Raw genomic sequence first — 25372 nt, forward strand, 5'->3', positions numbered from 1 at the left:
ACAGCCGTCACCGGTCGAGCAGGTCCGCCGCCCACGCGAACGGGACGCCCGCGCGCTCCGCCGCCACGGCGTCGCGCCGCGAGTCGCCGACGAACAGCGCACGCGCCGGCTCGGCGCCGAGCCGCTCGATCGCCGCGAGCAACGACTCCGGATCCGGCTTGTGGGTACCGACCGTGTCGCGCCCGACGATCGCGTCCGGGTCCAGCGCATCGCCGAGCCCGTGGGTCTCCACCGCGACTCGGCAGGCCTCCTCGCAGTTGAGCGAGCAGACGCCCGCGGGAGGACCGCCTCGGCCGTCCTCGATCTCCTCGACGGCTTCGATCAGCCGCCCGCCGAGCGGGAGCAGCGTCGACTCGTGCGCTCCGGCCCGCTCGTGGACCGCGATGGCCTCCTCGACCGGGTTGCGGATCCCGTACTCCCCGGCGGCTTCGAGCAGACCCCACAGCTCGTCGGTCGGGGGTATCATCGCGTGCTCGGCGTACACGTCGAGCACCGACTCCGCGACCGCGCCCCAGTCCACCGCGAGTTCGACGAGGGTGCCGTCCAAGTCGTAGACGACCGCGTCGTACGCGGCGAGGTCGATCGGTCGATCGGCGCTCGGAACGCTTTCGGCGGCGGTTTGGGGAGCGTCTCCGTCCGTCTCGACCCCCTGCGCGTCTTCGTCCGTCATTTGCCCAACACCCCCTGAGCGATGATCGTCTTCTGGATCTCCGTCGTCCCCTCGTAGATCTCCGTGATCTTCGCGTCGCGGTAGAACCGCTCCACGTCGAACTCGGTCGTGTAGCCGTAGCCGCCGTGGATCTGCACGGCCTCGTTGGTCACCGACATCGCGGTCTCGCTGGCGCGGTACTTCGCCTGCGAGGCCGCGACGCGGTTGTCCTCGCCGGCCTCGGCCTGCCGGCACGCCTCGCGGACCAGCAGGCGGGCCGCCGAGATGTCGGTCGCCATCTCCGCGAACGTGTGCCGAATCGTCTGGATGTCGTCGATCGGTCCGCCGAACTGCTCGCGTTCCGCGGCGTACGACTCCGCCTCGTCGAAGGCGGCTTGCGCGAGCCCGACCGCCTGCGCCGCGATCCCGATCCGGCCGCCGGTGAGCGTCCGGAAGGCGGCCGAGAGCCCCTCCCCCTCCTCGGTGAGCCGGTTTTCGGCCGGGACCCGGCAGTCGTCGAAGCTGATGCCGGTCGTGTCGGAGGCGCGGAGCCCGAGCTTCTCCTCCTTCTCGCCGACCTCGAACCCCTCGGTGTCGGCCGGGACGAGGAACTGGGTGATCGATCCCGTATCGTCGCGGTCGGCGTCGCCGTCGTCCGTCTCCGCCCCCTCGGCCCCGGGGTCGACGGCCTTCGCGAAGACGATCGCGACCCCGCCCCGCTTCCCGTTCGTGATCCACTGCTTCTCTCCGTCGAGGACGTACTCGTCCGTCTCCGGGTCGTACTCGGCGGTCGTCGACATCTCCGCCGGGTTCGACCCCGCGTGCGGCTCGGAGAGGCAGAACATCCCGACGGGGCGGCCCTCGGCCGCCATCTCGGGGAGCCAGCGCTCCCGCTGCGCTTCGCTCCCGAACTCGGCGATACAGGAGGTCGCGAGGCAGTGGACGGAGAGCGCGGTCGCGACCGCGAGGTGGCCGTACGCCAGCTCCTCGTTAACGACCGCGTAGGTGGTCTCGTCGGCCTCGAAGCCGCCGTACGCCTCGGGCACCGTCAGCCCCGTCAGGCCGAGTTCGGCGAGCCCGTCCCAGGCGTCCTCCGGGAACGACTCGGCCTCGTCGGCCTCCCCGGCCCCAGGCCGGACCTCCTCGGCCGCGAACTCGCGGACGAGGTCGCGGATCGCCTCCTGTTCGTCGGTGAGCGACGAGCCGACGCGTGCGCCAGTCATACCTTCCGGTTCGATCTCACGCTGAAAAAGGTGAGCGATCGGGGGTGGGAGTCAGCGGTCTTCCCACAGTGGATACAACTCGTCTCGCGGCGCCTCGTCGATCGGGTCGCCGTCGAGGAAGACGGTCCCGACGCTGGATCCGTCGCCAGAGGTGTCGCCCTCCTCAGAGTCGCCGCCGTCGCCCGGTGCTCGCACCTCGCCGATCTCGCCGGCGTCGATCCCGGCGGCCGCCAGCGCGTCGGTCGCCTCGCCGACGCGCTCCGGGGGCACCGCCGCCAGCAGCGCGCCGGAGCCGAACGTCGCCAGCGGGTCGACGCCCAACGCCGCACAGCAGGCCTCCGTTTCGGGTCGAATCGGGACCCGGTCGCGCTCCACGGACAGGACGGCCCCGCTCGCGCTCGCGGTCTCGACGAGGGCGGTCAGCAGGCCGCCCTCGGTGGGGTCGTGCATGGCGCTCGCGGCGTCGCGGGCGGCGGCCGCGTCGGGGACGACGCTCACCTCGCCGAGGAAGTCCGCGGCCGCGTCGAGCGTCTCCTCCGCGACCCCGGCCTCGGCGCACGCCTCGCGGAAGTCGGTCGCGAGGATCGCGGTCGCCTCGATGCCGGCACCCTTCGTGAGCAGGAGTCGGTCGCCCGGCTCGGCCCCGCCGCTCGATACGAATCGGTCCGTGGTGCCGAGCGCGGTCATCGAGCAGAGCGGGCGGTCCAGCGACGGCAACACCTCGGTGTGACCGCCGACGATCGCGACGCCCAGCTCGCGGGCGGTCTCGTCGACCTGCTCCGTGACGGTCCGGCGGCGGGCCGGGTCGTCATCGGGGAGGAAGAGCGTGTGGGTGAGCCACCGCGGGTCCGCGCCGCTGGCGGCCACGTCGTTGCAGGCGACGTGGACCGCCAGCTCCCCGACCGCGTCCGCCGCCAGCGACAGCGGGTCCGCGGCGACGACGAGGGTCGACTCAGCGCCTGCGAGGTCGATCGCGGCCGCGTCCTCGCCGTAGGCCGGCCCCACGTCGACCGCAGCGTCGTCGACTCCGGTCGCCGCGAGCACCTCCGCGAGCGCCTCGGGGCCGAGTTTGCCGGTCATCGGTCGCGGAGCCACGCGACGACGGCCTCCGGGTCGGCGTCGAGCCCGCCGCCCTGCGCGAACGTCGGGCCGCCGCCGCCCCCGCCGCCGAACTCGTCGGTGACGGCGGCCACGACCGCGCCGGCGTCGGGGGCGTCCACGCGGTCCGAGTCGTCCGCGTCACCTCCGCCGACCGCGTCGTCCGCGACCGCGGCGACCACGAACGGCGCGTTCCCAGTCCCGACCGCCGCGATCGCGTCGGGGGCGCCGGGCGAGTCCCCCTCGTCGAGGACGCGCTGGGCCGGCTCGCGCAGGTCGTTCGGGTCGGCGTCCTCGACCGTCCCGACCGCCCACGTTGCACCGTCGGCGTCGGCTTCGATCGTCGGGAACTCGCGCAGACACGCGGCGAGGAGGTCGGTCGTGGCGGCCCGCAGGTCGGCCTCCAGCCGGTCGGCCCGCTCGCGGAGCCGGTCGACCGCGTCGGGGAGGTCGCCGATCCGCGCGTCGAGGGTCGTGGCGGCGTCGAGCGCCGCCGCGTGGACCGCGCCCTCGTGATCGATCGCGGTCGGGCCGACCGCGAACTCCACCCGGGTCACGCCCTTACCGGGGTTCGACCGGTCGAGGACCGATATCGGGCCGATCTCGCTCGTGTTCTCGACGTGGGTCCCGCCGCAGGCGGCCACGTCCCACGTCGGCGCGTCCGCCCCGCCCTGCTTCCCGTCTCGCTCGCCGCCGCGTTCCCCATTTCGCTCCCCACCGCGCTCGCCGACCGTCACGACCCGGACCGCCTCGGTCCCGCTCATCGCGCCCTCCTCCGTTTTGGTGTTGAACGCGATCCCGTCGAGCGCACGGGCCTTGTCCTCGGGCAGCGTCTCCCACGACACCGGCAGCGAGTCCCAGACGGCCCGATTCGCGAGCCGCTCCAGCTCCACGAGGTCGGTGTCGTCGAGGGGGTCCGCGGTCGTCAGGTCGACGCGCACCTTCGTCTCCGAGATGTCGAAGCCGGCGTAGCCGAGGTCCTCGCAGGTCCGGCGCGCCGCGCCGTAGAGCACGTGCGAGGCGGTGTGCGCGCGGGCGCAGTAGGTCCGGAACGCGTCGTCGACGATCGCGGAGACGGTCTCGCCGGGCGCGGGAAGGCTCTCAGTGCCCGAGTCGAGAACGTGGATCACCGTCCCGTCGTGCTCGATCACGTCTTCGACGAGAACCCCGTCGATCGTTCCCCGGTCCGCCGGCTGGCCGCCCGACTCGGCGTAGAAGACCGTCTCGTCGAGGACGACCTCCCGGCCGTCGACCGATTCGACCGTCGCCTCGAACTCCCGAACGTCGGGTTCCGCCGGCGCGCGTGACGCAGTCATTGGCGGTCCGTGGGGGCGATCGGATAAATAGGTGGGCGCATCGGTGATGACTCACCACTGAGGGGCTGCGGCGTCTCGTCACGCCGGCCGACACTCGACAACCTGCGGGACGCGGGGGACCTCCCGGCGAGTCGCCCTCGCGACGGAGCGCCTCTCTGTGCCAGGACCGGTCACCGGAACGGGTGCCCGCGCGGGGTAACCTCCTCCACCCGTGCGATCCGCCAGCCGTCGCCCCGGCAGCGGACCGGTTTCAGGACGACCCTGACGGTGTCCCCGTAACTCAGATCCCCCACCCGCTCGCGAGCGCCTTCGTCCGCGTCGATAACTTGGTACGTCCGTCCGTCGGAACCGTACAGCGTCACGGCCCCATTGCGGTTCGGTTCCGCCGCGACTCGACACCGCTGCCGAACGCCGTCAGTCGCTCCCATTGCGTCGGAACACGCGCGGTGCGTGAATAAAACGAACTATGAGCCCGTCGTACGGCAACAGAGCGCTATGGACCGGTACCGAGACGGCCGCGATTCGTCGAAGCGATCGCGACTCGGTGGAGTGCCGGCGACTCGGTGGAGTGCCGGCGGCTCGTCCGTTGGCGTGCGACGGTACCCGCCGACCGGACTCACTCGATCGGTGTCGCCCGGAGGTCCGGAAAGCGCCGATCTCAGCCCTCCAGCTCGAACGCGACCTCGACCTCCGCCTGATACTGTCGGTCGGCCGCGCCCTCCAGTTCGACGCCGAACTCCTCCACTTCCGCCCAGTAGACGTTCTCCAGCGTGTCCTCGGCGCGGTCGAGCGCGTCGTCCGCGGCGGCGTCGAAGCTCTCCTCGCTCGTCCCGATCAGCGTGATCTTTTTAAACACCATGTCGCGTGCTAGTTGTACGCACGTTCATATAAAACAGGTGGAACTCTGCGGCGGCGCGTGAGTCTGCCGTCGCAGTCAGGGACTGCCGGGCGCGCCTTCCATCACCGCGAAGTCCTCGCCGTCGGCGTCGATGCCGATCACCGCCCAGTCGTACGGGGGCTTCGTGGAGACGAGCCGATCTCGCAGGTCCTCCGCCCGGTCGCGCCACGTGACGAAACACCGGAGGCGCGATGTCTCGCCGCCGTCCGCCAGATACGGGTCCAGATCGTCGTCGTCCATACAGAGTACGGTCACGAGCACGCGCCGCCATTTTCGCTCCGCGACAAACTCCTGTCCGCCCTCGGAGACGGTGTACCCGAGTTCGCGAAAAACGTCTCTGGCCTCCGTCGTCGGTGGGATGCTCGCAGTGGCCATCTACCTCGACGTTGGCCGGCTTTCGTGATAAACCTTCTCACGATTTCGATCGCACGCGATCCCGGTCGCTCGCGGGGCGAACCTCCGTTTCTCGGGGTCGTAACGCGGCGGCCCCGCTCCGGCCGGTTCGCCCCTACTCACTCGTGGGCGGCGTCCCACTCGTCGGGCTTCCGGAGGTTGCCGCACTCCGTGCACTGTATCCGTCCCATCGTGTCCATCGCGGTGTCGAACGACTCGCAGTTCCCACATCGATACCCCCACCGCGAGGACCCGCCGGCGTCGGCGAACACGACGTAGAAGGGACCTTCGGCGCCCCGCTCGACCTGCGTCCGGTCGGTGTACACCCGCTCGCCGTCGGCCGTCGTCGACGCGTCGAGACTCATGCCCGTCCGTACCGGTCGGAAGCGTTTAAAAGGATTACTCGGCTGCGGGGATCGCCGACGATCTGTCCCGGACCGCAACCGGCCCGACTACGTCCGGAACGACTCGCCGCAGCCGCACTCGGAGACGACGTTCGGGTTCTCGACCTCGAAGCCCGCCGCCTGCAGGCCGTGCTCGTAGTCGAGCTTGCTCCCGCCGATGTAGTTGCGGCTCGCCGGGTCGACGAACACGCGCAGCCCGTGGTGTTCGACGACGAGGTCGTCGTCTTCCGGCTCGGTGTCGAACCGCATCCCGTACGAGAGGCCCGCGCAGCCGCCCTGCTGGACGAACAGGCGAAGCCCGGCCTCCTCCGTGTCGAGGCCCTCGCCCTCGAGGAGCGAGAGCGCCTCCTCCGCGGCGTCTGCGGTCACCTCGATCGCCGGGTCGCTTCCCGCGTCGACCGTTTCGGTGCTCATGCGAACACGTTCCGTCCGAACGATAAAAACCCTGCCGGCGCCGGCGCCCCGGGCGACACGGTTTTGACTCGGTGGCGAGTGAACGAGAGTATGACGGCGTCGCCGTCCCGCGTCGGGGTTCTCACCGACGGGGACCGCTCCGAGGAGCAGCGCGCCGCGGCCGACTGGCTGGCCGCGCGCGACGGGATCGCGGTCGAGACGGTCGCGTTCGACGATCTCGCTACGGGGGCTGCTCCCGCGCCGACCTCGGAACCGCTCGCCACGGGAGAGTCAACCGGGTCGTACCCCGGCCCGGGCGTCGGCGACCGTGGACCCGGTGCCGACCCGCTCCGCCGATTCGACGCGCTCTGGTGGCACCGCGCCGCCCCGCTCACCGAGAGCGATCCCCTCGCCGACGCTGCGAACGCGATCGACCGGTACCTCGCCGACGGCGGCGGCCTCCTCTTGACGCTCCGCGCGATGGCCTCGATCGACCGCCTCTCCGCCGAGTCGGTCCCGCCCGACCGGGTCGGCGAGGAGTCGCTCGCGGAGCCGACCGGCGTGTTGTGGCGGTCGCTGTACGCCGACCACCCGGCGACCGCGTCGCTGGAGGGGCTCCGACACCACGTCCGAGAGCGCGGCACGGTCCCGGCGGTCCGGTACGAGCGCGTGCTCCCCGAGCGCGGCGAACCCCTCGCCTCGACGGTCCGCGGCGACGCCGCGGTCCCGGACGAGGTGACGGCGGTCTCGTGGCGGGTCGGCGGTTCGGGAGGCTCCGGCGAGCGCGGCGCGGTCCTCGGACTCGGCGCGCCGGTCCTGTTCGCCGAGCCGCCGGCCGGCGAGGGTCGCGAGGGACATGCCCCGGACGCCGCGGGCCTCGCGGAGACGCGCGATCGCCTCGTCGCCGGCTGCCTCCGGAGCCTCGCGGTCGACGACGGCACGCCCGCCCGCCCGACCGAGGCCGACGATATGCGCCGGCTCCGCGACCGAGTCGACGCCGCCGGCGAGGACGGCCCCGGCGGCCGACCGAAGTACCACCTCACGCCGCCCGCGAACTGGCTGAACGACCCGAACGGGCTGTTCCGGTGGGGCGGGCGGTACCACGTCTTCTACCAGTACAACCCCGCCGGCCCGTTCCACAACACGATCCACTGGGGCCACGCCGTCAGCGACGACCTCGTGACGTGGCGCGACGAGCCGGTCGCGCTCTCGCCCTCCCCCGACGGTCCCGACCGGGACGGCTGCTGGTCGGGCTGCGCCGTCGACGACGACGGCACCCCGACGCTGCTGTACACCGGCGGCAACGGTCGCGACCAGCTCCCCTGTCTCGCGACGACGGACGACCCCGGGCTCCGGTCGTGGGAGAAGTACGAGGGGAACCCCGTCATCGAGTCGCCGCCGGCCGACCTCGACGTGCTCGAAACGGAGCACTGGCGCGCCGAGTTCCGCGACCACAACGTCTGGCGCGAGGACGGGCGCTGGCACCACCTCGTCGGGACCGGGCTCGCCGACGGCGGCGGCGGCGCGGCCCTGCTGTACACCGCCGAGACGCTCACCGAGTGGACCTACGAGGGCCCCCTGCTCGCCGGCGGGCCCGACGCCGGCGCCGTGTGGGAGTGTCCCGAACTGCTCGATCTAGGCGACCGCCGGCTCCTTCACGTCTCCGACTATGAGAACGTCGTCTACTTCCTCGGGAGCGTCGAGGACGGGGAGTTCGCGGTCGAGTCGGAGGGGCTGCTCGACCACGGCGACTTCTACGCGCCGCAGTCGCTCGCGGACGCGGGCGGGGGTGACGACGGCAGCGACGACGCCGGCCACCCCGACCGCCCCGATCGCTCGCTCACCTGGGGCTGGCTCCCCGAGGCCCGCGACGTGGACGCGCAGTGGGACGCCGGCTGGTCCGGCGCGCTCTCGCTCCCCCGCGTGATCGAGACCGGCCCCGACGGCGACCTCCACCAGCGCCCCGCGGACGAGGTGACCGACCTCCGGACGGGGCGGCTCGCCGACGACGAAACGGTCGCCCTCGCGCCCGACGACCGGCGCCGGCTCGACGTCTCGGGCGCGGCGATCGAGATCGAGGCGGAGATCGCCCTCGACGACGCCGAGGCGGTCGAACTCTCCGTGTTCGAGACGCCTGACCGCGCCGAACACACCCCGATCCGCTACGCGCGTGACGGGACGCTGTCGGTCGACCGCGCCCCGTCGAGCCGGGACGCGCGCGCGTTCGCCGACGCGCAGTCGATGGCCGTCACCCCCTACGACGAGCCGCTTTCGCTGCGCGTGTTCCTCGACCGGTCCGTGATCGAGATCTACGCCAACGGGCGCCACTGTCTCACGAGCCGGGTGTACCCGACCCGCGACGACGCGGTCGGCGTCTCTGCGCGCGCCGAGGGCGGCCGCGCGGCGATCGCGTCGCTGTCGGCGTGGGAACTCGGCGAGGCGATGCCGACAGGCGGGGAGTAAGCGGCCGAGGCGGCGACCGGCAGTCGGCAGAACGGCGATCCGGCGCTCAGTCGTCCGTCGACTCCGCGGTCGCTACCGGCTCGTCGACGTCGCCCGCGACGCCCCGGTCGGTGAGGTCGCCGCGGCGCCACGTCCCCCGGCGGTACCACGCGTACGCGATGACCGCGCCCACCACGTTCGATATCGCGAACGACAGCCAGATGCCGGTCTCGCCGATCCGGCCGGCGGCGACCCACGCGATCGGGAACCGGACGATCCCGAGCATCAGCACGGAGATGGCCGCGGCGGTGAGCGTCTTGCCGGCGCCGCGGAAGCTCCCGGTGTACGCGCGCATGATGCCGATGAAGCCGAACGTCAGCGCGACGATCCGGAGGAACTGCGAGCCGACCGCGACCACGCGGGCGGCGTCGGCCTGATCGGCGCCGACGAACACGGAGACGATCGGCTCGGGGACGAGGAAGACGACGACCCCGGCGACCGAGAGGACCGCGAACAGCGTCTTGGCCGCCAGGTTCGCGGCCCGCTCGGCCCGGTCGGGCTTGCCCGACCCGATGTTCTGGCCGGTCATCGTCTCGACGCCGCGGGCGACCGCGATCGCCGGCAAGAAGATCACGGAGAACACCCGCGTGCCGATCCCGTAGGCGGCGACGACCGGGTCGGGGAACAGCGCGACGATGAACAGCAGGAGGTTCATCGAGATCGCCCGGCCGGTCCCCTCGATCGAGGCCGGCAGGCCGATGCGGAGGAGCCGGCGCAGGTAGTTCGCGTCGGGCGCCATGTCCCGGAGATTGATCTGGACTCCACGCACCCCGCGGAACATGATCGCCAGCCCCACGACCAGCGCCAGCGCCCGGGAGAAGACGGTCGCGATCGCCGCGCCCTCGATCCCGAGCGGGGGGAACGGCCCCCACCCGAAGATGAGGAACGGGTCGAGCGCGATGTTGAGCACGACGGAGCCGAACATCACGAGCATGGGGGTGATCGTGTCGCCGTACCCCCGCATGAGCGCGATGAACACCGCGAAGCCGAACATGGCGACGAGCCCCAGCGAGATGACCTCCATGTAGCTCGACGCGAGGGGTAACACGTCCGCCGACGCGCCCATCAGGTCGAGGAACCACCCGACGAAGAAGTAGCCGACGCCGCCGAGGAGCGCCGAGGCGAGCACCGCGAACGTCACCGTCTGCGAGGCGGCGTACTCGGCCTCGCGTGCCTCGTCCGCGCCGGTGTACTGGGCGACGAGCACACTGCCCGCGACGGAGATCCCCATCCCGAGCGAGATGAGCAGGAACACCAGCGGGAACGCGAAGCTGATCGCCGCCAACGCGTCCGTGCTGTACTGCCCCAGCCAGAACGTGTCCGCGAGGTTGTACGCCGTCTGAAAGAGGTTCGTGACGACGATCGGCATCGAGAGGAAAAAGAGCGGCTTCGCGATCCCTCCCGACGTGAGATCGAACTCCTCGGGCCCCTTGAACAGGGCGTCGACGCGGTCGAGGAGCCCCATCAGCGGGACGCCTCCGCGCGGCTCCGCGGGTCGGCCGGCTCTCCGCGGCCCCCCGCGCCCCTCACCTCGCGATCGGTACGGAACGCTGCCGTCGAGATCACCGTGGCGCTATGGTCCATCGTGGTCAATACCGTACTTACTGACCAGTCAGTCAAAAACGTTCTGAAGACGGAGCGGTTCTGATACGTCAAGCTCTCTGCGGTTTCTTCGGTATTCGCTGATGACCTTTCGATAAGTTCTCGACGGGGTTCGTCGGGTTCGGCCGCAATCGTTATTCGCCCGCGGCCGGAACCGTGGTGACATGGCCGAACCATCGGGGCGGACCTTCTCGGAGGCGGACGAGGAGATCATGCGGGCGACCTACCGCGCGCTCCGCGAGTACGGGTACGCCGACCTCACGGTCAAGCGGATCGCGGCGGAGTACGGCAAGTCGACCGCCGCGGTGCACTACCACTACGACACGAAAGAGGAGCTGTTGGCGGCGTTCCTCGACTACATCCTGAACCGGTTCGTCGCCGCCATCCGCGAGGTCGAGACGACCGACCCCGAACAGCGCCTGACGCACCTGCTCGACAGGCTCCTCGTCGCGCCGCAGGAGAACCCGGACCTGTCCGTCGCGCTGCTGGAGATGCGGAGTCAGGCCCCCTACAACGAGGCGTTCGCCGAGCGCTTCCGGCAGAACGACGAGTACGTCCGCTACCTGGTCAAGGCGGTCATCAACCACGGGATCGACGAGGGCGCCTTCGCGGACGTCGACGCCGACCGCGTCACGCGGTCGCTGATGACGATCGTCGACGGCGCCCGCACCAGGTCGGTGGTGTTCGACGACGTGGGCGAGTACGAGCGCGCGCGGGCGACCGCGGAGGAGTACGTCGACGCGACGCTCCGCGACACCGACGCTTAGCGCTCGGACCCCTCGATGTCGGCGTCCTCGATCCCGTCGCCTCCGAAGTCGGCCTCCGCGCCGCCCGGCAGATCGGCCGTACACCAGTGGCAGAAGTCGAGCTCCGGATCGACCTCCTTCCCGCAGTTCGGACAGCTGTCGGTCGTCTCTCCGGTTGCGTGCTTCGTCTCCTCGGTCGCCTCCCTCGCCCCCGCCTCGGCCGTTCCCGTCGTCCGCGCGAGCGCGTTCTGCGCGCGGGCGAGGACGTACGCGTCGACGACGCTGGCGCCCCCCACGAGCAGGGTCGGGGCGACGCTCAGCGGGTCGACCGGCTCGCCGGCCGCGAGCGCGTCGATCGCCGCCGGATCGACGAAGAGGTAGCTCACCGCGAACAGCACCGCGAACCACCCGACTGCGCGGCGCCACCGTCGGAGATAGAGGTGGCCGAACCCGGTCGCGAGCGCTCCGAGCAGGGCGGCGAGCCACGGCCGCTTCTGCGAGGTCGTTCGCTCCATGCCCGAACCTATCGGACGGTCAGCCATAAGCCTTCTACCGAGGCTCGGTGTTCGGGCAGTTCTCACACCCGCGAGCGTTCGGGCGTGCTCTCCGGCGTTTCTCCGACGTTCAGATCGCGCCGTGGGAACCGCCGTTCCCTCCGAGGCCGTCCCCGCCGGGCTACTCGCCGTCCCCGCCGGGCTACTCGCCTCCCCCGTCGGCCGGGCCGGCCCTCCCGCCGTCGACCGCCCCGCTCGGTCCCGCGGCGTACCCCCCGACGCTCCCGCCCTCCCGGATCGGCCCGCCGAGCGCGTCGCCGTCGGGGAGTTCCGAGCCGTCGACCGGCGGCAGCGGCTCGTCGAGGGTCGGGATTCGCCACGCGTCGAGCGTCCCGCGCAGCCGGGTTCGGTCGCCGTCGAGCGCGAGCCTGAGCGTCGGCGCGAGCGTCCCGCCGAACCGCCCCCGCTGCTCGGTCTCGGGGAGGTCGGCGATCGCGTCCAGCGAGTCGCCCGCGAAGTCGTGGTAGTTGAGGAAGCTCTGGACGAGCGCCTCCTCCTCGTGGGCGAACGCCATCCACGAGTACGCCTGAAACGGCGCCTCCGGCGGGTTCGTGGCGACCAGTCCGGAGCCGTTCAGGGGGTGGTACTCGCCCTCGAAGGCGTCGGCGACGAACCCGTAGAGCCCGTCCGGACCGGTCACGCCCGGCGCGAACGTGTGGACGTGGCTGCAGACGAACAGGTAGTAGCGCCCGTCGGCGACGACGACGTGCGGACGCTCCAGCTCCTGATTGACCTCGGTCGCGTCCAGTAGGGGCGGGCGGAGTTCCCACGAGAGCGGGTCGCCCGACTCCGAGGCGGCGACCCCGATACAGCCGTTGAACTCCCGCCGGTGCGTCGTCTCCGGGTCGTCGCCCTCGCGCTCCGGCGCGGGCGCGTTCGCCTCGAAGAGGAGGTGGGTCTCGCCGGTCGCCGGGTCCTCGAAGAACCACGGGTCCCGGAACGTGTAGGTCATCCCGCGCGACTGCGCCTCCGTCTCGTACCACTTGCCGTCCGGCGTCAGCAGCGTCTCGTGGCTCCACGGACCGGAGAGCTCGATCCCGTCCTCGTCGGCGCGCACCGTTCCGCCGTGCGCGACCGCGATCCGCTGGGCGTACGTCATCTCCGCCGCGGTCTCGTCGCCGGCGGCGGTGTAGTAGAGGTAGACCTCGCCGTCGTCGTACAGCGCCGAGCCGGCCCACTGTCGCTGGCCGAGCGCGCCGCCGTCGAAGACCGGGCCGGCGTCGCGCCACTCCGTCCCGTCCGGCGAGTAGAAACACCGGATCTCGGCCACGTCGTGGCGCGTGCCGGGAAGGAAGTCGGCCGGCGCCGTCAGCGAGAACGCGAGTCGGTACCCGTCCACGTCGGCGATCCCGCCGTGGCGGTCGCGGAGCAGCCACGTGTCCCAGACGTGAAGCTCCGGAAAGGGGTCGATCTCGGGGGCGCCAGCCGCCGGCGCGACGTTCCCGCGGCGGCGCTCGATCGACGCCGCCTGCGCTCTGGTCCACCGCGACCGCGGGCGACCGCCGTCGCTCTTCGGCGTCTCGTGCATACGCCACCTCCGCCAGCGACCGAATAAAGCCTTTTCAGTCGGAACGGCGATCCGTCGGCGGCCACCCCCGTCACGGAAATAAAACGTTTTATCACGGCCGTGGTAGTTGAGAACATGGCAGGAACACGCACCGAACGAGAGCGATCGAAGCGCGGCGCTGTCAGTCGAACCGCGACGGACCGCCGCGACCGCCGCGATCGCACGGACTGCCGCGGGATCGCACGCGGGGGATGAAGGTGGACCGCGCAGAACTCACCGAGACGCTGGAGGACGCGGGGCTCTCGCCGTATCAGGCGGACGCCTACGTGACCGTCCTCGAACTCGGCTCCGCGCCGGTCACCCGGATCGCTGACGCCAGCGGGGTTCCCGACCCTCGGATCTACGACGTGTTGCGCGACTTGGAGAGCGCCGGCTACATCGAGACCTACGAGCAGGAGTCGCTGTACGCCCGCGCCAACAGCCTCGACGAGATCACCGACGACCTCCGGACGCGGGCGAACCGGTTCACCGAGGCGACCGAGGAGATCGAGCGCCGCTGGAACGAGCCCTCCGTCGAGCAGTCCACCGTCAGCATCGTCACTCGCTTCGAGACGGTGATCAAGAACGCCGACGAGTTCATCCGCGACGCCGACACGCAGGTGAACGTCTCCGTCGGCGCCGAGCACTTCGAGCGGCTCCGCCCGGCCTTGCGGGCCGCGACCGAAAAGGGCGTCCGCGTCAACCTCTCCGTCCACACTCCGGACGGCGACACCGAGGCGCTGCCCGACCCCGAGGACCTCGCCGACGTCTGCTCCGAGGCGCGCCACCGGCGGCTCCCCTCCCCGTTCGTGGTGATCGTCGACCGGACGCGGACCTGCTTCGCGCCCCACGCGGGCTCCACCAACGAGTACGGCGTGCTCGTCGACGACCGCACCCACACGTACGTGTTCCACTGGTACTTCCTCACGACCCAGTGGGACACATGGGAGCCGATCTACACGTCCATCGACGACGAACCGCCGATCGACTACATCGACATCCGGTACTGCGTCCGCGACGTGGCCCCGCTCCTCCGGAACGGCGACACCGTGCGGGTCCGGATCGAGGGGACCGACACCGACACCGGCGCCGACCGCGTCGTGGAGGGACAACTCTCCGAGGTCATCGTCACCGGCGACGACGACGTGGCCGCCGAGACCGTCGCGAGCTACGGCGGCCGGGTCGCGCTCGTGGTCGAGACCGACGACGGCCCCGTCGAGGTCGGCGGCTGGGGCGCGATGGTCGAGGCCGTCGAGGCCCATCGGGTCACGGTCGTCGACGTGGAGTGAGCGCGGCGTCGATCTCCTCCGAAAAAACCCGGGTCGCGCGCCGCTCCGGCGAACCCGCTACTCCAGCGAGTGCGTGATCGCGTCGCCGCTCGCCCGATCGAACAGGTGCGTCTTCTCGCGGTCCATCACGATCCGGACGTCGTCGCCCTCGGCGATCTCCGTGTCGGGGTCGAGGTTGATGAGGAGTTGGCCCTCGCCGCGCCCCTCGGCGCTCGCCTCCACGTCGCGGTCGAACAGCAGGTAGGCGTTCACCTCCTTGCCCATCGGTTCGATCACGTCGACGACGGCGTCGAACGCCTTCGTCGGCGCGTCCGCCTCGGCCGCGTTCCGCTCCAAGTGAACGTCCTCCGGGCGGACCCCGACCGTGATGTCCTGTCCCGGCGTGACTCCGTGGGCCTCGGGATCGGAGTCGATCTGGGTGTACTGGGACTCGAAGCCGCCGTCGACGACTTCCCCCTCGACGAAGTTCATCGCGGGCGACCCGATGAAGCCGGCGACGAACAGGTTCGCGGGCTCGTTGTAACACTCCAGGGGCGGCGCCACCTGCTGGAGCACGCCGCTGTTTATCACCGCGATCCGGTCCGACATCGTCATCGCCTGCGCCTGGTCGTGCGTGACGTAGATGATCGTCGTGTCGAGCTCGCGGTGGAGCCGCTGGAGCTGGGTGCGCATGTGGACCCGCAGCTCCGCGTCGAGGTTCGCCAGCGGCTCGTCCATCAGGAACGCGTCCGGGTTCCGGACGATGGCGCGGGCGATCGCGACACGCTGGCGCTGTCCGCCGGACATCTCGCTCGGCATCCGGTCCATCATCCCCTCTAACTGGACGATGTCGGCCGCCTCCTCGACGCGCCGGTCCACCTCCTCCTGCTCGTACTTCCGGAGCCGGAGCCCGAAGGAGACGTTGTCGTACACGTCCATGTGCGGGAACAGCGCGATGTTCTGGAACACCATGGAGATCCCCCGGTCCTTCGGCGGGAGGTTCGTCACGTCGCGCCCACCGATCTCGATGGTGCCCCCGGTGGGCAGCGTGAGCCCGGCGATCGTCTCCATCGTGGTCGACTTCCCGCACCCGGAGGGACCGACGAAGGTGACGAACTCGCCGTCCTCGATCTCCAGAGTCATGTCGTCGACTGCCGTTACGTCCTCGTACCGTTTCGTGATTCCCTCTAGTGTGACTGATGCCATGGTTACTCCTTGACCGCCCCCGTGGTGAGCCCGCTCACGATCTTCTCCTGTGCGACGACGACGAGGATGGCAACCGGCAGCACCGCGACGATGCTGGCGGCGGCCATGAGGTTGTACAGCACCTCGAACTCGCCCTGGAACCGCAGTATCCCTTCGAGCATCGGGGCCCAGTTGTCCGGCTGCCCGTCGGTCATCAGCGAGCTGAAGAAGTACTCGTTGTACACCGAGATGAACGTCAACACGCCGGCGGTCGCGACGCCCGGCGCCGACAGCGGGACGATGACCCGGAACAGCGCGCCGAGCCGGGTCGTCCCCTCCACGCGGGCCGCGTCCTCCAGCCCGTCGGGGATCTGCGAGTAGAACGTCATCAGGATGAATATCGACAGCGGCAGGAAGATCGCCGACAGCGGGATGAAGATCGCGTACGGGGTGTTGTACAGCGACCCGGCGGAGATCAGCGGCCGCAACGCCTCGACGTTGGTGTTGAACAGCCGGTTCAGCGGGATGAAGAACGCCGCCGGCGGGAAGAAGGACGTGACGAGCACCAGCAGGAGCATCGCGTTTCGCCCCCGGAACCGGAGCCTCCCGAACACGTAGCCGGCGAGGCTCCCGACGAGCAGCACCGCGACGGTCGCGACCGTCGCGATCAGGAAGCTGTTGAACACGTACCGGTGGAACGGAAGCGTCTGGAAGATCTCGACGAACGCCGCCGGGTTGATCTCGCCGATCCCGACCGGCACCGAGAGCGCCGCGTCGATCAGCGGGAGTTCGACGTCGGCGCGGGGCGTCCCGCCGGGCGTCAACACCCCGGTGGTGCTGAGCGCGTTCCGCGGCGTCACCGCGATGACGAACAGCCAGTAGAACGGGAACAGCGTCGTGACGAGGAAGAAGATCGTCGCGACGTAGAAGGTCGCCCGGTACGCGCGGTCCGGGTTGGAGATCATCCTCGCGGCCCACGCCTCGACGATGCCGCGATCGAGGTCCGGCTCGTCGACGCCGGCCTGCTCGGCCATCTCGACGGTCGGATCGGCCTCGTCGACCGACTCGCCGCCCGCGGGGTCGGCGCTCATGCCACACCCCCGTCGCTGTTGCGCAGCGCGAGCAGGTACGCGACGACGAACCCGCTGATGACGACCGCGGTCAGGAACGCCACCGAGGAGGCGGTCGCCCAGCGCCGGCTCTCCTGTAGCGCGATGATCACGAGACAGGTCAGCGACGGCACGGTCTCACAGCCCGCCGTGGCGTCGACCAGCCCGTAGATGCGCATCGCGTCCATCGTCCGGAACAGCATCGCGACGAGCAGCGCCGGAGCCACGAGCGGCAGGGTGATGTACCGGAACCGCTGCCACGGCGAGGCGCCCGACACCTTCGCCACGTCGTAGAGCCCGCGGTCGATGCTCTGGAGCCCCGCCAGAATAAGGAGCGCCATGAACGCGGTCGTCTTCCAGATGTCGGCGACCAACACGATCATAAACGAGTCCGTGCTGCTCGACAGCGGGTTGTCGCCGAACACGCCGAGCCACTGCATAAACTCGGTCCCGAAGCCGATGGTGGGGTTGAACAGGAGGAAGAAGATCATCCCCTGAATGACGATGGGGATGGCCCACGGGATGATGATCGACACCCGGACCCACCGACGGCCGTAGAAGTCCTGGTCGAGCACGAGGGCCTGCCCGAACCCGATCAGCGTCTCGAACAGGACGCTCAAGACCGCGAACGCCAGCGTGACGAACAGCGCCTGCTGGAGGACCGGCGCGCCGAACGCCACGAACGGGAACGAGTCGGTGAGCGACACCGAGATGAACTGCTGGGTGAAGTTCGTGTCGCCGGTCAACAGCGCGACGTAGTTGTCGAGGCCGACGAACTCGCCGAACGGGTCGGCCGAGGCGACGGCGTCCGCGAGCAGCGAGAACCGGAACGTCTCGATAAGGGGGTAGAAGGCGACGACCGCGAGCAGCAGGAACGCCGGCGCTAACAGGACGTAGGCGTACACCTCCTCGCTCTGCGTCTCCAGCCAGTCGAGCGGCCGGGCGAGCAGCGAACCGCCCTCGTCCGCTCGCGTGTCGGTTGACATGCGTGGCCCTCGTTACTCGGCCAGATCGGACTCGACCGATTCGAGCGAGCTCTGCAGGTCGGACATCGCCTGTTCGGGCGACTTCTCGGCCTGATACGCGGCCGAGACCTCGGAGGCGACCTGACTCCCCTGGTCGGCCCACGCCACGGTGACGGGGCGCGGCACCGTGTTCTGACCCGCGACCGCGAGCGTGTCGAGGAAGTCGCCGAGCGCGCCCACGTCGTCGGGATCGGCCTCCTCGGTGACCGACGGGACCGGCGGCAGGTACCCGCCCTCGGCGAAGTTGTTCGTCATGACCGCCTCGTTGGCGAACGCCTCCAACACCTGAACACACTCGTCGAGCCGCGAGGTGTTCGGGTTGATCGTGAGGTGCCAGCCGCCGAGCGCCCCGGCGGGGCCGCCGGTCCCCTCGTAGGCGCCCTCGCCCGCCTCGACGCCGTACGGGAGCGGCATCACGTCGTAGTCCGCCGGGTCGAAGCTGTCGGAGTCGAGGTTGATCGGGATCGCGTACGGCCAGTTGCGCATGAAGATCGCGTTCCCGCCCGTGAACGGCTCGCGGGCCGGCTCCTCGGTGAAGGAGAGCAGGTCCGTCGTCGAGATCTGCGGGAAGTCGGGGTGGGCGTACTCCGCGTCCGGCCCCTCCATGAACGACCGCATCATGCGGATCGTGTCGTGGACGGGCTCCTCGTTGACCGTGATCGGCCGGTCGCCGATGGGGCCGAAGAGGTTCTCGTGATCGCCGAAGTACGCGCCGCCGAAGGAGGTCATCATCTCGTTGAACGTACAGCAGGCGAGCCCGACGTAGTTGTCCGCCTGCGTGGTGAACCCGTAGTCGAAGTCGCCGCCGGGACCGCCGTTCTGCTCCCACACGTCGGCGGCCATCTCGGCGAACTCCTGCCAGCTCATCGGCTCGGTCGCCCAGTTCTCGCCGTCCGGGTCGTAGCCGGCGTCCTCGACCACGTCCTTCCGGTAGTGCATCACCGGGTAGTCCGGGAACAGCGGGAGGCCGAACAGGTCGCCGCTCTCCGGGTCGCTCGCGGTGCTCACCGCGCTGTCGAGGTAGTCGCTCTGGACGTAATCGAGCGTCTCGGCGGAGAGCTCCTCGCTCAGGTTCACGAGCTGGCCGCGCGCGATGAACGGGATGGTCCACCCGGAGTCCATCATGAAGATGTCCGGGGTCGCCCGCCCGGCGTCCAGCGCCGACGTGAACTCGGATCGGCGCGCCCCCGACTCGAAGTCGCCCGGCAGGATCTCGATCTCGATATCCTCGCCGAGCCCCGCGTCGTGGAGGCTTTGGCTGACCGAGTCGGCGATCCCCGCCCACTCGCTGTCCATCGTGATCTGGATCGGCCCGTCGCCCCCACCGCCGGAACAGCCGGCGAGCCCGACGGCCGCCCCCGCCGCGCCCGTCGCCTCCAGGAACTGTCGCCGCGATACCCCCACGCGTCCGCTCCCCTGATCGGATTCGGTGTCGACCATTACACCTGTTGTTACAAAATACGCCCATATATAATTATTGATGCTAACACTCAGCATGATCGGGCGCACGCGTTGGCGAGGGGATTCGGCCGACCGCGCCGTCCGAACCGCCCCGACCGCGCCGTCCGAACCGCCCCGACCGCGCCGTCCGAACCGCCCCGACCGCGCCGTCCGAACCGCAGAGGGCTCCCCCTCGACGCCGGCGGAACGGCTATGGGCCCCGAGCGTCGAGTGGGTGTCAGTCATGGGTTCCACCGGCGCGGTCGCGGGACGGCTCCGAGACGGAGTGCTTCAGTGGCTCGAACGCGTGTTCTTCGGGGGCGCCGAGCTCTCGCTGCTGTCGTCGCCCGCGTTCGTCGCGGTGCTCGTCCTCCAAGGCCGGTACCCCGACGCGGTCCCGATCGCCGGGCTCCTCGCGATCGGGTTCGGGAGCGTCGCGATCGCACTGTTCCGGGCGGCGGTCCTCGACGTCGGCGCGTGGCCGCGCCGCGGCGAGCTGGCGACCGTCCCCCTTCGCGTCGGCTACTTCAGCGCACTCTTCCTGCTCGCGACCGTCGGGGTCGCGGCGGCGGCGACGGCGGCCGGGTCGCTGTGGGTCGCCCTGCTCGGCGGCGTGGTCCAGCCGCTCGGCCTCGCGGCGTTCCCCCGCGTCTACCGCGCCGTCCACGGCGAACCGCTCCAGCGGTCGCCCGGGGTGGAGCTATGAGCGACGACCAGGCGGCCGTCGACGCGCTCCGCGACGCGGTCGCAGCGCTCTCCGATCCCGAGTACACCGGCGCGAATCGCTGTCTCCCCTGCACCCTGCTCAACGCCCTCGGCGTCGCGGTCGTCGCCGGGTTGCTCTCCCGCCGCCGCCGGTCCCTCGGACTCCTCGCCGCCGTCATCGGCGGCGCGGCGATCTGGCTCCGCGGCTACGTCGTCCCCGGAACGCCGCGGTTCGCCCCGCGGCTCGTCGACCCGCTCCCGATCGAGGTCGGTCCCGACCACCGCGCGGGGCTCGACTCCGACTCGCTCGCCGACGGCGCGGTCACGGTCGAAGCGGCGGGCGAGGCCGAACGGGGCGACGACCTCGCGACGGGCGGGACCGACGGGACCGACGGGACGGACGAGACTGACGCCGACTCGCCGGCCGCCGATCCCGACCCCGGCTACGACGCCGGCATCGCGCCGACCGACGGGGGCGCGGACCCCGAGGACGGCGAGGGAGGCGAGAGCAACGGAACCGGCGACCCGGTCGATCCCGAGACCCTCGTGGCGACGCTCGTCGACGACGGCGTCCTCGTCGACGACAGCGAGACGCTCCTCCTCGACGAGTCGTTCCGCGCCGCGCTGTCCGACCGGATCGACGCGCTCCGCCGCGCCCCCGACGAGGCGCTCGCCGAGCGCGCCGCGGCGCTCGCCGGCCCCGGTATCGAGGGACAGGTCCACGACGGCCGGATACTGCTCGCCGGCGGGCGCGACGCGTGGCTGAGCCGGCCGGTCGCGCTGGCGGAGACGGCCGCCGCGGAGACGCTCCGCGAGCGCGGCGTCGGCGACGGGGTCGCCCGGCGGGCGGCGCGACCGCTCCGCTCGTTTCTCGACACCTGTCCCGTCTGCGACGGTCCGGTCCGCGAGACGACGCTGCGGAACTGCTGTGGCGGGCCGGGGGGCGTTAGCGGGGACCCCGAGCGCGCGGTTCACGCCTGCGCCGACTGCGACGCCGTCGTCTTCGCCGACCGGTCCTGAGAAGCAGTTCTGCCGCCTTCCGCCTCATCGACTCGATTCCGTCACTCGAACCGCTTCCGGACGCTCTCGGCGTGCGCCTCCAACCCCTCAGCCTCCGCGAGCGTCGTGATCGTGTCGGAGAGCCCGTCGAGCGCGTCGCGGTCGAGGCGCTGGACCGTCGACGACCGGAGGAAGGTGTTGACGGAGAGCCCGCCGTACCGCTTCGCGCCGCCGTTCGTCGGCAGCACGTGGTTCGTCCCGGCCGCGTAGTCGCCGGCGGCCACGGGGGAGTACGGCCCGAGGAACACCGAGCCCGCGTTCGAGATCCGGGAGAGCAGCGCTTCGTCGTCGTCGGCCACGATCGAGAGGTGCTCGGCCGCGTACTCCTCGGCGAACAGCACCGCCTCGGGCATCGATCTGGCGCGGAGGACGCCGGAGGCGTCGTTGTCGAGGGCGGCCCGGATCGTCTCCTCGCGATCGCGGCCGGCGGCCTGCTCGTCGACCGCCTCGTCGACCGCGTCGGCGAGGGCGGCGTCGTCGGTGACCGCGACCACGGAGGCGTTCGGGTCGTGCTCGGCCTGCGCGACCAGATCGGCGGCGACGAGGTCGGGGTCGGCCGTCTCGTCGGCGAGCACGAGCACCTCGCTCGGGCCGGCGAGGAAGTCGATCTCCACGTCGCCCTGCACGACCGCCTTCGCGGCGGTGACCCACTTGTTGCCGGGCCCCACGACCTTCTGGGCGTTCGTGACCGTCTCCGTCCCGTACGCGAGCGCCGCGATGGCCTGCGCGCCGCCGACCTGATACACCGCGTCGGCGCCGGCCTCGTGGATCGCCGCGAGCGTCACCGGGTTCAGCTCCTCGGCGGGCGGGGTCGCGACCGAGACGTGGTCGACACCCGCCACGGTCGCGGGAATGACGCCCATCAGCGCGCTGGAGGGGTACGCCGCCGCGCCGCCGGGCACGTACACCCCCGCGCGGTCGATCGGGCGGAACCGGCGCCCCAGCTCGCGGTCGCCGAACGCCTCGCGCCAGTCCTCGGGTCGCTGTCGCTCGTGGAACGCGCGGATGTTGGCGGCCGCCTCGCGGACCGCGTCGAGGACCGGGTCGTCCGCGTCGTCGAGCTCGGCGTGCGCGCGCTCCGCGTCGTCCGTCACGTCGATGTTGCCGACGGCCACGCCGTCGAACTCCTCGGAGAACTCCCGCAGCGCCACGTCCCCCTCCTCGCGCACCCGGCCGACGATCTCGCTCACGTCGTCGCGGACCGCGTCGACGCCGGCGTCGCGCTCGAAGAAGGCGCGGCGCTCGGCCGGCGAGAGGTCGGCGACGGTTCGTACGTCCATACCCGCACTCGGGACCGCGGTCAAAAGGGCGTTCCGACTCTTCCCTCGACGATCGGCGCTCGCTCGGCTCGGCCGATCGACCCCCTCACTCCAGCGGCCGAATCCCGGTCACGTCCAGCGTCGCGATCGCGACCAGCCCGACCAGCAGCGCCGCGGCGGCGAAGAGGATCGGCGCCGACAGCGCCACGGCGACCTCGTAGGGCGCGACGAGGCGGGTCGTGCCGCGGACGACGAACGAGACGAAGACGAGGCCGAACGCGGCGAGCGCGAGGCCGACGAACCGGGACCTGTTCACGGCGCCTCGCCTCCGGATCAGTCGGACTGGGGAATCCCCGGCCCGTGCAGCCCGTGCTCGCGGTGTTCGCTGGCGGCGTCGAAGCCGCCGCACATCTCGTAGAACACCGCCTCGGGGTCTCTGTTCCACTGCCACTTCCAGCGCGTCCGGACGAGCAGGGAGATCTTGCGGACGAAGGAGAGCTCCGGCGTCGTCGACACCGTGTCGTACCCCAGATCCCGGATCAGCCGGTGGTGGTCCGCGTACAGCACCGCCGCGAGCAGCACCGCCAGCTGGCAGTCCTCGGGGAGGTACTTGATCCCCGCAACGCCCTCCTCGTAGAGCCGCTCGGCCCGAGAAAGCTCCTCGCGGACCGCGGCCGCCACGTCGTCGTCGAACTCCAGATCGAGGATCTGTTCCTCGCTCACGCCGTGCCGCCGGAGCGTCTCCAGCGGGAGGTACACCCGGTCGCGCTCGACCGCGTCCTCGCGCACGTCCCGGATGAAGTTCGTCATCTGGAACGCCTCGCCGAGCTTCGTCGCGTGGGGGAGCGCCTTCGCCTCGGCCTCCTCGTCGAGCTCCATGATCGCCGTCATCATCCGACCGACGGCGGCCGCGGAGCCGTCCATGTACGACTCCAGCTCCTCGTAGGTCTCGTACCGGTCGGTGTCGATGTCGCTCGCCATCGCGTCGACGAACGCGTGTACGTCTCCGTCCGGGATGTCGTGCTCGTCGCACACCGCGGCGAACGCCGCCAACACCGGGTCATCGGTCTCCGCCTCGCCCAGCCCGGCCCGGCGGAGCCGGTCCAGCTCCGCCCACTGTTCGTCCGGCGGCGCGGTGTCCGCGGCGTCGACGACCTCGTCCGCGATCCGGAAGAAGCCGTACAGCACGTACGTCGGGTGACGGATGCGCTCGGGAAGCAGCCGGGTCGCGACGTGGAACGTCTTCCCGGTCCGACGCTGAATTCGCTTCCCCCGGGCAACCTGCGTCTCCTCTACCATGCTGACCTCTGACAGTCGGCAGCGGGGGTCGAGAGCGGGTCGCCAATCATAACATACGGGTCGGCCTGCAAAAACATAACAGTTCGCACAGCGTGGTTCGGCGCCCGACGGCGGGGCTCGCCGGTCGCGATCCCCGGCGTCAGTAGAAGGTGTCAGAGCAGTCGTAGACGACCCCGTGGTCCGGACAGACGTACTTGCAGTGGCGGTGGTACATCGGCGTCTCACAGAGGGGACAGGGCCGCCCGCCGGCGTCGGCCGTCATCTCACTCTCGGCGTCGCTCATACCGGGTCGAACGGGCGCGTCCGCCATAACCGCTGTCCTCGGCGGAGAAACGCGCAGAGCGGAGCGTGCGGGTCACTCGTCGGCCAGCGAGTCGTACACCGACTCCGCCACCCGCTCCTCGCCGAACGGGAGCGTCAACACGCCGCCCCACTCCTCGTCGGTGAGCGCGGAGACGGTCGCCTCGTCCAGCTCGACCCGCCTGACCTCGGTCCCGTCGAGCGTCATCGACACCGCGAACCGATCCGGCTCGTCCGTCGCCCCGGCGTCCGCCAGCCCCGTCCGTAACGCCTCGATCCCCGCGTCGTCGAGCGAGACGTACACGCGGTACTCGTCGCCCTCGGCGATCACGCCCTGAACGCGGTCCAAGTCGCCGGCCCCGAAGAGCCGCCGGTCGTCCTCGCCGTCGCGGAGCAGGCGCGCCTCGAACGGGGCTTCGGGGTCCGCCGCGACCGACTCGGACCGGTCGCCGCCGGCCCCTCCGGCTCCGACCGCGCCCCCGTCTGAGCCGAGACCGCCGCCGCTCGCGTCGCCGTCGGTCACCGAGGCGGCGCCGGCGAACCCGACGGCCCCGACCGCAAGCGCGGCCCCGAGCCCGCCGAGCATGCCGCGTCGAGAGAGTTCCATACGCGACGGTCCCCGTCGGCGGTAAAAAGGGTTTCACGCCGATTCACGCGGGTGATAACGGGGTCGGGAAGCCGGCCGGAACCGCCTCGGAACTGGTTCTATCGTATTACACAAAGGCTTACACGCGCTGAGATGAGTTCTGCTGAAGGAGACGACCGGTGTTACTCTCGGTGTCTGTTCCCGTATGCAACTCCTACGCTTCTCCGAACGCGATCGACTCGCGGCTCGCCGTCTCGCCGAACAGCCAGTCGGCGTGGTCGACCGCGTACTCCCGGTGCTCCTCGGTGATGTACCCGAGCGCGTCCTCGACGACGACGGGGCGGTAGTCGCGGAGGCCCGCGCTGCCGGCGGTGTGGAGCACGCAGACGTTCGCGAGCGTCCCGCAGATCAGCAGGTCGTCGATCCCGTGCGCGTCGAGGTACCCCTCCAGATCCGTCCGGTAGAAGGCGTCGTACGTGTGCTTCTCGACGACGTGGTCCCCGTCGCGCACGTCGAGGTCGCCGACGAGTTCGGCGTCCCACGACCCCTCGACGACGTGTTCGCCCCAGCGGTCGAACTCGTCGTAGTAGTGCGTCTCGTCGAACTGCTCGGGCGGGTGTACGTCCCGAGTGTACACGACGCTCGCGCCGGCGTCGCGGGCGCGGTCGACGAGGGCGGTCACCGGCTCGACGGCCGCCTCGCTCGGCTCGGCGTAGAGGCTCCCGTCGGGGTGACAGAACCCGTTCTGCATGTCGACGACGATCACCGCGGTCTCGGTCGGATCGTACGGCATGCGCGGCGATTGGACGCCCG

General features: G+C 70.9%; 27 protein-coding genes. 5 read left to right on the forward strand and 22 right to left on the reverse strand.

Annotated elements, in window-relative coordinates; all coding sequences use genetic code 11:
- Window positions 1–7 precede the first annotated feature (7 nt).
- The 9 genes from ESO89_RS01490 to ESO89_RS01530 form a co-directional block, all read right to left on the reverse strand.
- On the reverse strand, window positions 8–670 hold the full coding sequence (locus tag ESO89_RS01490; protein WP_128903911.1) for an HAD family hydrolase: 663 nt from the start codon (window positions 668–670) through the stop codon (window positions 8–10).
- Entirely contained in the window at window positions 667–1872 is a 1206-nt protein-coding gene (locus ESO89_RS01495; RefSeq protein ID WP_128903912.1) for an acyl-CoA dehydrogenase family protein, read from the reverse strand. Before ESO89_RS01495 ends, ESO89_RS01490 begins: the two co-directional genes overlap by 4 nt.
- 51 nt (window positions 1873–1923) lie before the next feature.
- Window positions 1924–2952, reverse strand: coding sequence for an AIR synthase family protein (locus ESO89_RS01500; protein WP_128904100.1), 1029 nt, complete (start codon window positions 2950–2952; stop codon window positions 1924–1926).
- Entirely contained in the window at window positions 2949–4286 is a 1338-nt protein-coding gene (locus ESO89_RS01505) for an alanyl-tRNA editing protein (protein ID WP_128903913.1), read from the reverse strand. The genes ESO89_RS01500 and ESO89_RS01505 overlap by 4 nt, the downstream gene beginning before the upstream one ends.
- Window positions 4287–4456: 170 nt before the next feature.
- Window positions 4457–4714: a hypothetical protein gene (locus tag ESO89_RS01510; RefSeq protein ID WP_128903914.1), complete on the reverse strand. Its 258-nt coding sequence runs from the start codon at window positions 4712–4714 to the stop codon at window positions 4457–4459.
- A gap of 230 nt (window positions 4715–4944) precedes the next feature.
- Entirely contained in the window at window positions 4945–5145 is a 201-nt protein-coding gene (locus ESO89_RS01515; RefSeq protein WP_128903915.1) for a dodecin, read from the reverse strand.
- A 75-nt stretch (window positions 5146–5220) separates the two neighbouring features.
- Window positions 5221–5559, reverse strand: coding sequence for a DUF7116 family protein (locus tag ESO89_RS01520; protein ID WP_128903916.1), 339 nt, complete (start codon window positions 5557–5559; stop codon window positions 5221–5223).
- Between the two features lie 137 nt (window positions 5560–5696).
- Entirely contained in the window at window positions 5697–5942 is a 246-nt protein-coding gene (locus ESO89_RS01525) for a DUF5816 domain-containing protein (protein WP_128903917.1), read from the reverse strand.
- Between the two features lie 87 nt (window positions 5943–6029).
- Window positions 6030–6395 (reverse strand): HesB/IscA family protein, encoded by a 366-nt coding sequence (locus ESO89_RS01530; protein ID WP_128903918.1) that lies wholly within the window; start codon window positions 6393–6395, stop codon window positions 6030–6032.
- A 90-nt stretch (window positions 6396–6485) separates the two neighbouring features.
- Here ESO89_RS01530 and ESO89_RS01535 point away from each other — a divergent pair, with 90 nt between their 5' ends.
- On the forward strand, window positions 6486–8837 hold the full coding sequence (locus tag ESO89_RS01535; RefSeq protein WP_128903919.1) for a glycoside hydrolase family 32 protein: 2352 nt from the start codon (window positions 6486–6488) through the stop codon (window positions 8835–8837).
- A 46-nt stretch (window positions 8838–8883) separates the two neighbouring features.
- Here ESO89_RS01535 and ESO89_RS01540 read toward each other — a convergent pair whose 3' ends face one another.
- Complete coding sequence (locus tag ESO89_RS01540) at window positions 8884–10341, reverse strand: MATE family efflux transporter (protein WP_128903920.1); 1458 nt, start codon at window positions 10339–10341, stop codon at window positions 8884–8886.
- 301 nt (window positions 10342–10642) lie between these two features.
- On the opposite strand from ESO89_RS01540, the gene ESO89_RS01545 reads away from it, so the two are divergent.
- Complete coding sequence (locus tag ESO89_RS01545) at window positions 10643–11245, forward strand: TetR/AcrR family transcriptional regulator (RefSeq protein WP_128903921.1); 603 nt, start codon at window positions 10643–10645, stop codon at window positions 11243–11245.
- Here the strand turns inward: ESO89_RS01545 and ESO89_RS01550 are convergent.
- A complete protein-coding gene (locus tag ESO89_RS01550; protein WP_128903922.1) occupies window positions 11242–11739 on the reverse strand; it encodes a zinc ribbon domain-containing protein in 498 nt (165 codons plus the stop codon). The two genes, ESO89_RS01545 and ESO89_RS01550, sit on opposite strands and share 4 nt — an antisense overlap.
- Before the next feature lie 181 nt (window positions 11740–11920).
- Window positions 11921–13306, reverse strand: a complete 1386-nt coding sequence (locus ESO89_RS01555) for a glycoside hydrolase family 68 protein (RefSeq protein ID WP_128903923.1) — start codon at window positions 13304–13306, stop codon at window positions 11921–11923.
- A 230-nt stretch (window positions 13307–13536) separates the two neighbouring features.
- Here ESO89_RS01555 and ESO89_RS01560 point away from each other — a divergent pair, with 230 nt between their 5' ends.
- Window positions 13537–14613 (forward strand): TrmB family transcriptional regulator, encoded by a 1077-nt coding sequence (locus tag ESO89_RS01560; RefSeq protein WP_128903924.1) that lies wholly within the window; start codon window positions 13537–13539, stop codon window positions 14611–14613.
- 57 nt (window positions 14614–14670) lie between these two features.
- On the opposite strand, the gene ESO89_RS01565 is transcribed toward ESO89_RS01560, so the two are convergent.
- The 4 genes from ESO89_RS01565 to ESO89_RS01580 are packed head-to-tail and all read right to left on the reverse strand — an operon-like array spanning window position 14671 to window position 19351.
- Window positions 14671–15798, reverse strand: a complete 1128-nt coding sequence (locus ESO89_RS01565; protein ID WP_164932727.1) for an ABC transporter ATP-binding protein — start codon at window positions 15796–15798, stop codon at window positions 14671–14673.
- 2 nt (window positions 15799–15800) lie between these two features.
- A complete protein-coding gene (locus ESO89_RS01570; protein WP_128904102.1) occupies window positions 15801–16811 on the reverse strand; it encodes a carbohydrate ABC transporter permease in 1011 nt (336 codons plus the stop codon).
- 53 nt (window positions 16812–16864) lie between these two features.
- The gene (locus tag ESO89_RS01575) at window positions 16865–17872 is read right to left on the reverse strand and encodes a carbohydrate ABC transporter permease (protein ID WP_128903925.1); all 1008 of its coding nucleotides are present in this window, start codon (window positions 17870–17872) and stop codon (window positions 16865–16867) included.
- Window positions 17873–17884: 12 nt separating this feature from the next.
- On the reverse strand, window positions 17885–19351 hold the full coding sequence (locus ESO89_RS01580) for an extracellular solute-binding protein (RefSeq protein WP_128903926.1): 1467 nt from the start codon (window positions 19349–19351) through the stop codon (window positions 17885–17887).
- Between the two features lie 244 nt (window positions 19352–19595).
- Here ESO89_RS01580 and ESO89_RS01585 point away from each other — a divergent pair, with 244 nt between their 5' ends.
- Window positions 19596–20057 (forward strand): hypothetical protein, encoded by a 462-nt coding sequence (locus ESO89_RS01585; RefSeq protein WP_128903927.1) that lies wholly within the window; start codon window positions 19596–19598, stop codon window positions 20055–20057.
- A complete protein-coding gene (locus tag ESO89_RS01590; RefSeq protein WP_128903928.1) occupies window positions 20054–21076 on the forward strand; it encodes a hypothetical protein in 1023 nt (340 codons plus the stop codon). Before ESO89_RS01585 ends, ESO89_RS01590 begins: the two co-directional genes overlap by 4 nt.
- A gap of 41 nt (window positions 21077–21117) precedes the next feature.
- Here ESO89_RS01590 and hisD read toward each other — a convergent pair whose 3' ends face one another.
- From hisD to ESO89_RS01615, 6 genes are all read right to left on the reverse strand, one after another.
- Window positions 21118–22395 carry a histidinol dehydrogenase gene (hisD, locus tag ESO89_RS01595; RefSeq protein WP_128903929.1) on the reverse strand — a complete coding sequence of 426 codons (1278 nt, stop codon included), beginning with the start codon at window positions 22393–22395 and terminating at the stop codon, window positions 21118–21120.
- A gap of 85 nt (window positions 22396–22480) precedes the next feature.
- Entirely contained in the window at window positions 22481–22690 is a 210-nt protein-coding gene (locus ESO89_RS01600) for a hypothetical protein (protein ID WP_128903930.1), read from the reverse strand.
- 17 nt (window positions 22691–22707) lie between these two features.
- Window positions 22708–23673: a phytoene/squalene synthase family protein gene (locus ESO89_RS01605; RefSeq protein ID WP_128903931.1), complete on the reverse strand. Its 966-nt coding sequence runs from the start codon at window positions 23671–23673 to the stop codon at window positions 22708–22710.
- Window positions 23674–23812: 139 nt separating this feature from the next.
- The gene (locus ESO89_RS18365; protein WP_394345365.1) at window positions 23813–23935 is read right to left on the reverse strand and encodes an HVO_2523 family zinc finger protein; all 123 of its coding nucleotides are present in this window, start codon (window positions 23933–23935) and stop codon (window positions 23813–23815) included.
- 93 nt (window positions 23936–24028) lie between these two features.
- A complete protein-coding gene (locus ESO89_RS01610) occupies window positions 24029–24580 on the reverse strand; it encodes a preprotein translocase subunit SecD family protein (RefSeq protein WP_128903932.1) in 552 nt (183 codons plus the stop codon).
- A gap of 193 nt (window positions 24581–24773) precedes the next feature.
- Window positions 24774–25352 (reverse strand): cysteine hydrolase family protein, encoded by a 579-nt coding sequence (locus ESO89_RS01615; protein ID WP_128903933.1) that lies wholly within the window; start codon window positions 25350–25352, stop codon window positions 24774–24776.
- Window positions 25353–25372 lie beyond the last annotated feature (20 nt).

Origin of the sequence: Halorubrum amylolyticum (assembly GCF_004114995.1) — an archaeon.
GTDB classification, from domain to species: domain Archaea; phylum Halobacteriota; class Halobacteria; order Halobacteriales; family Haloferacaceae; genus Halorubrum; species Halorubrum amylolyticum.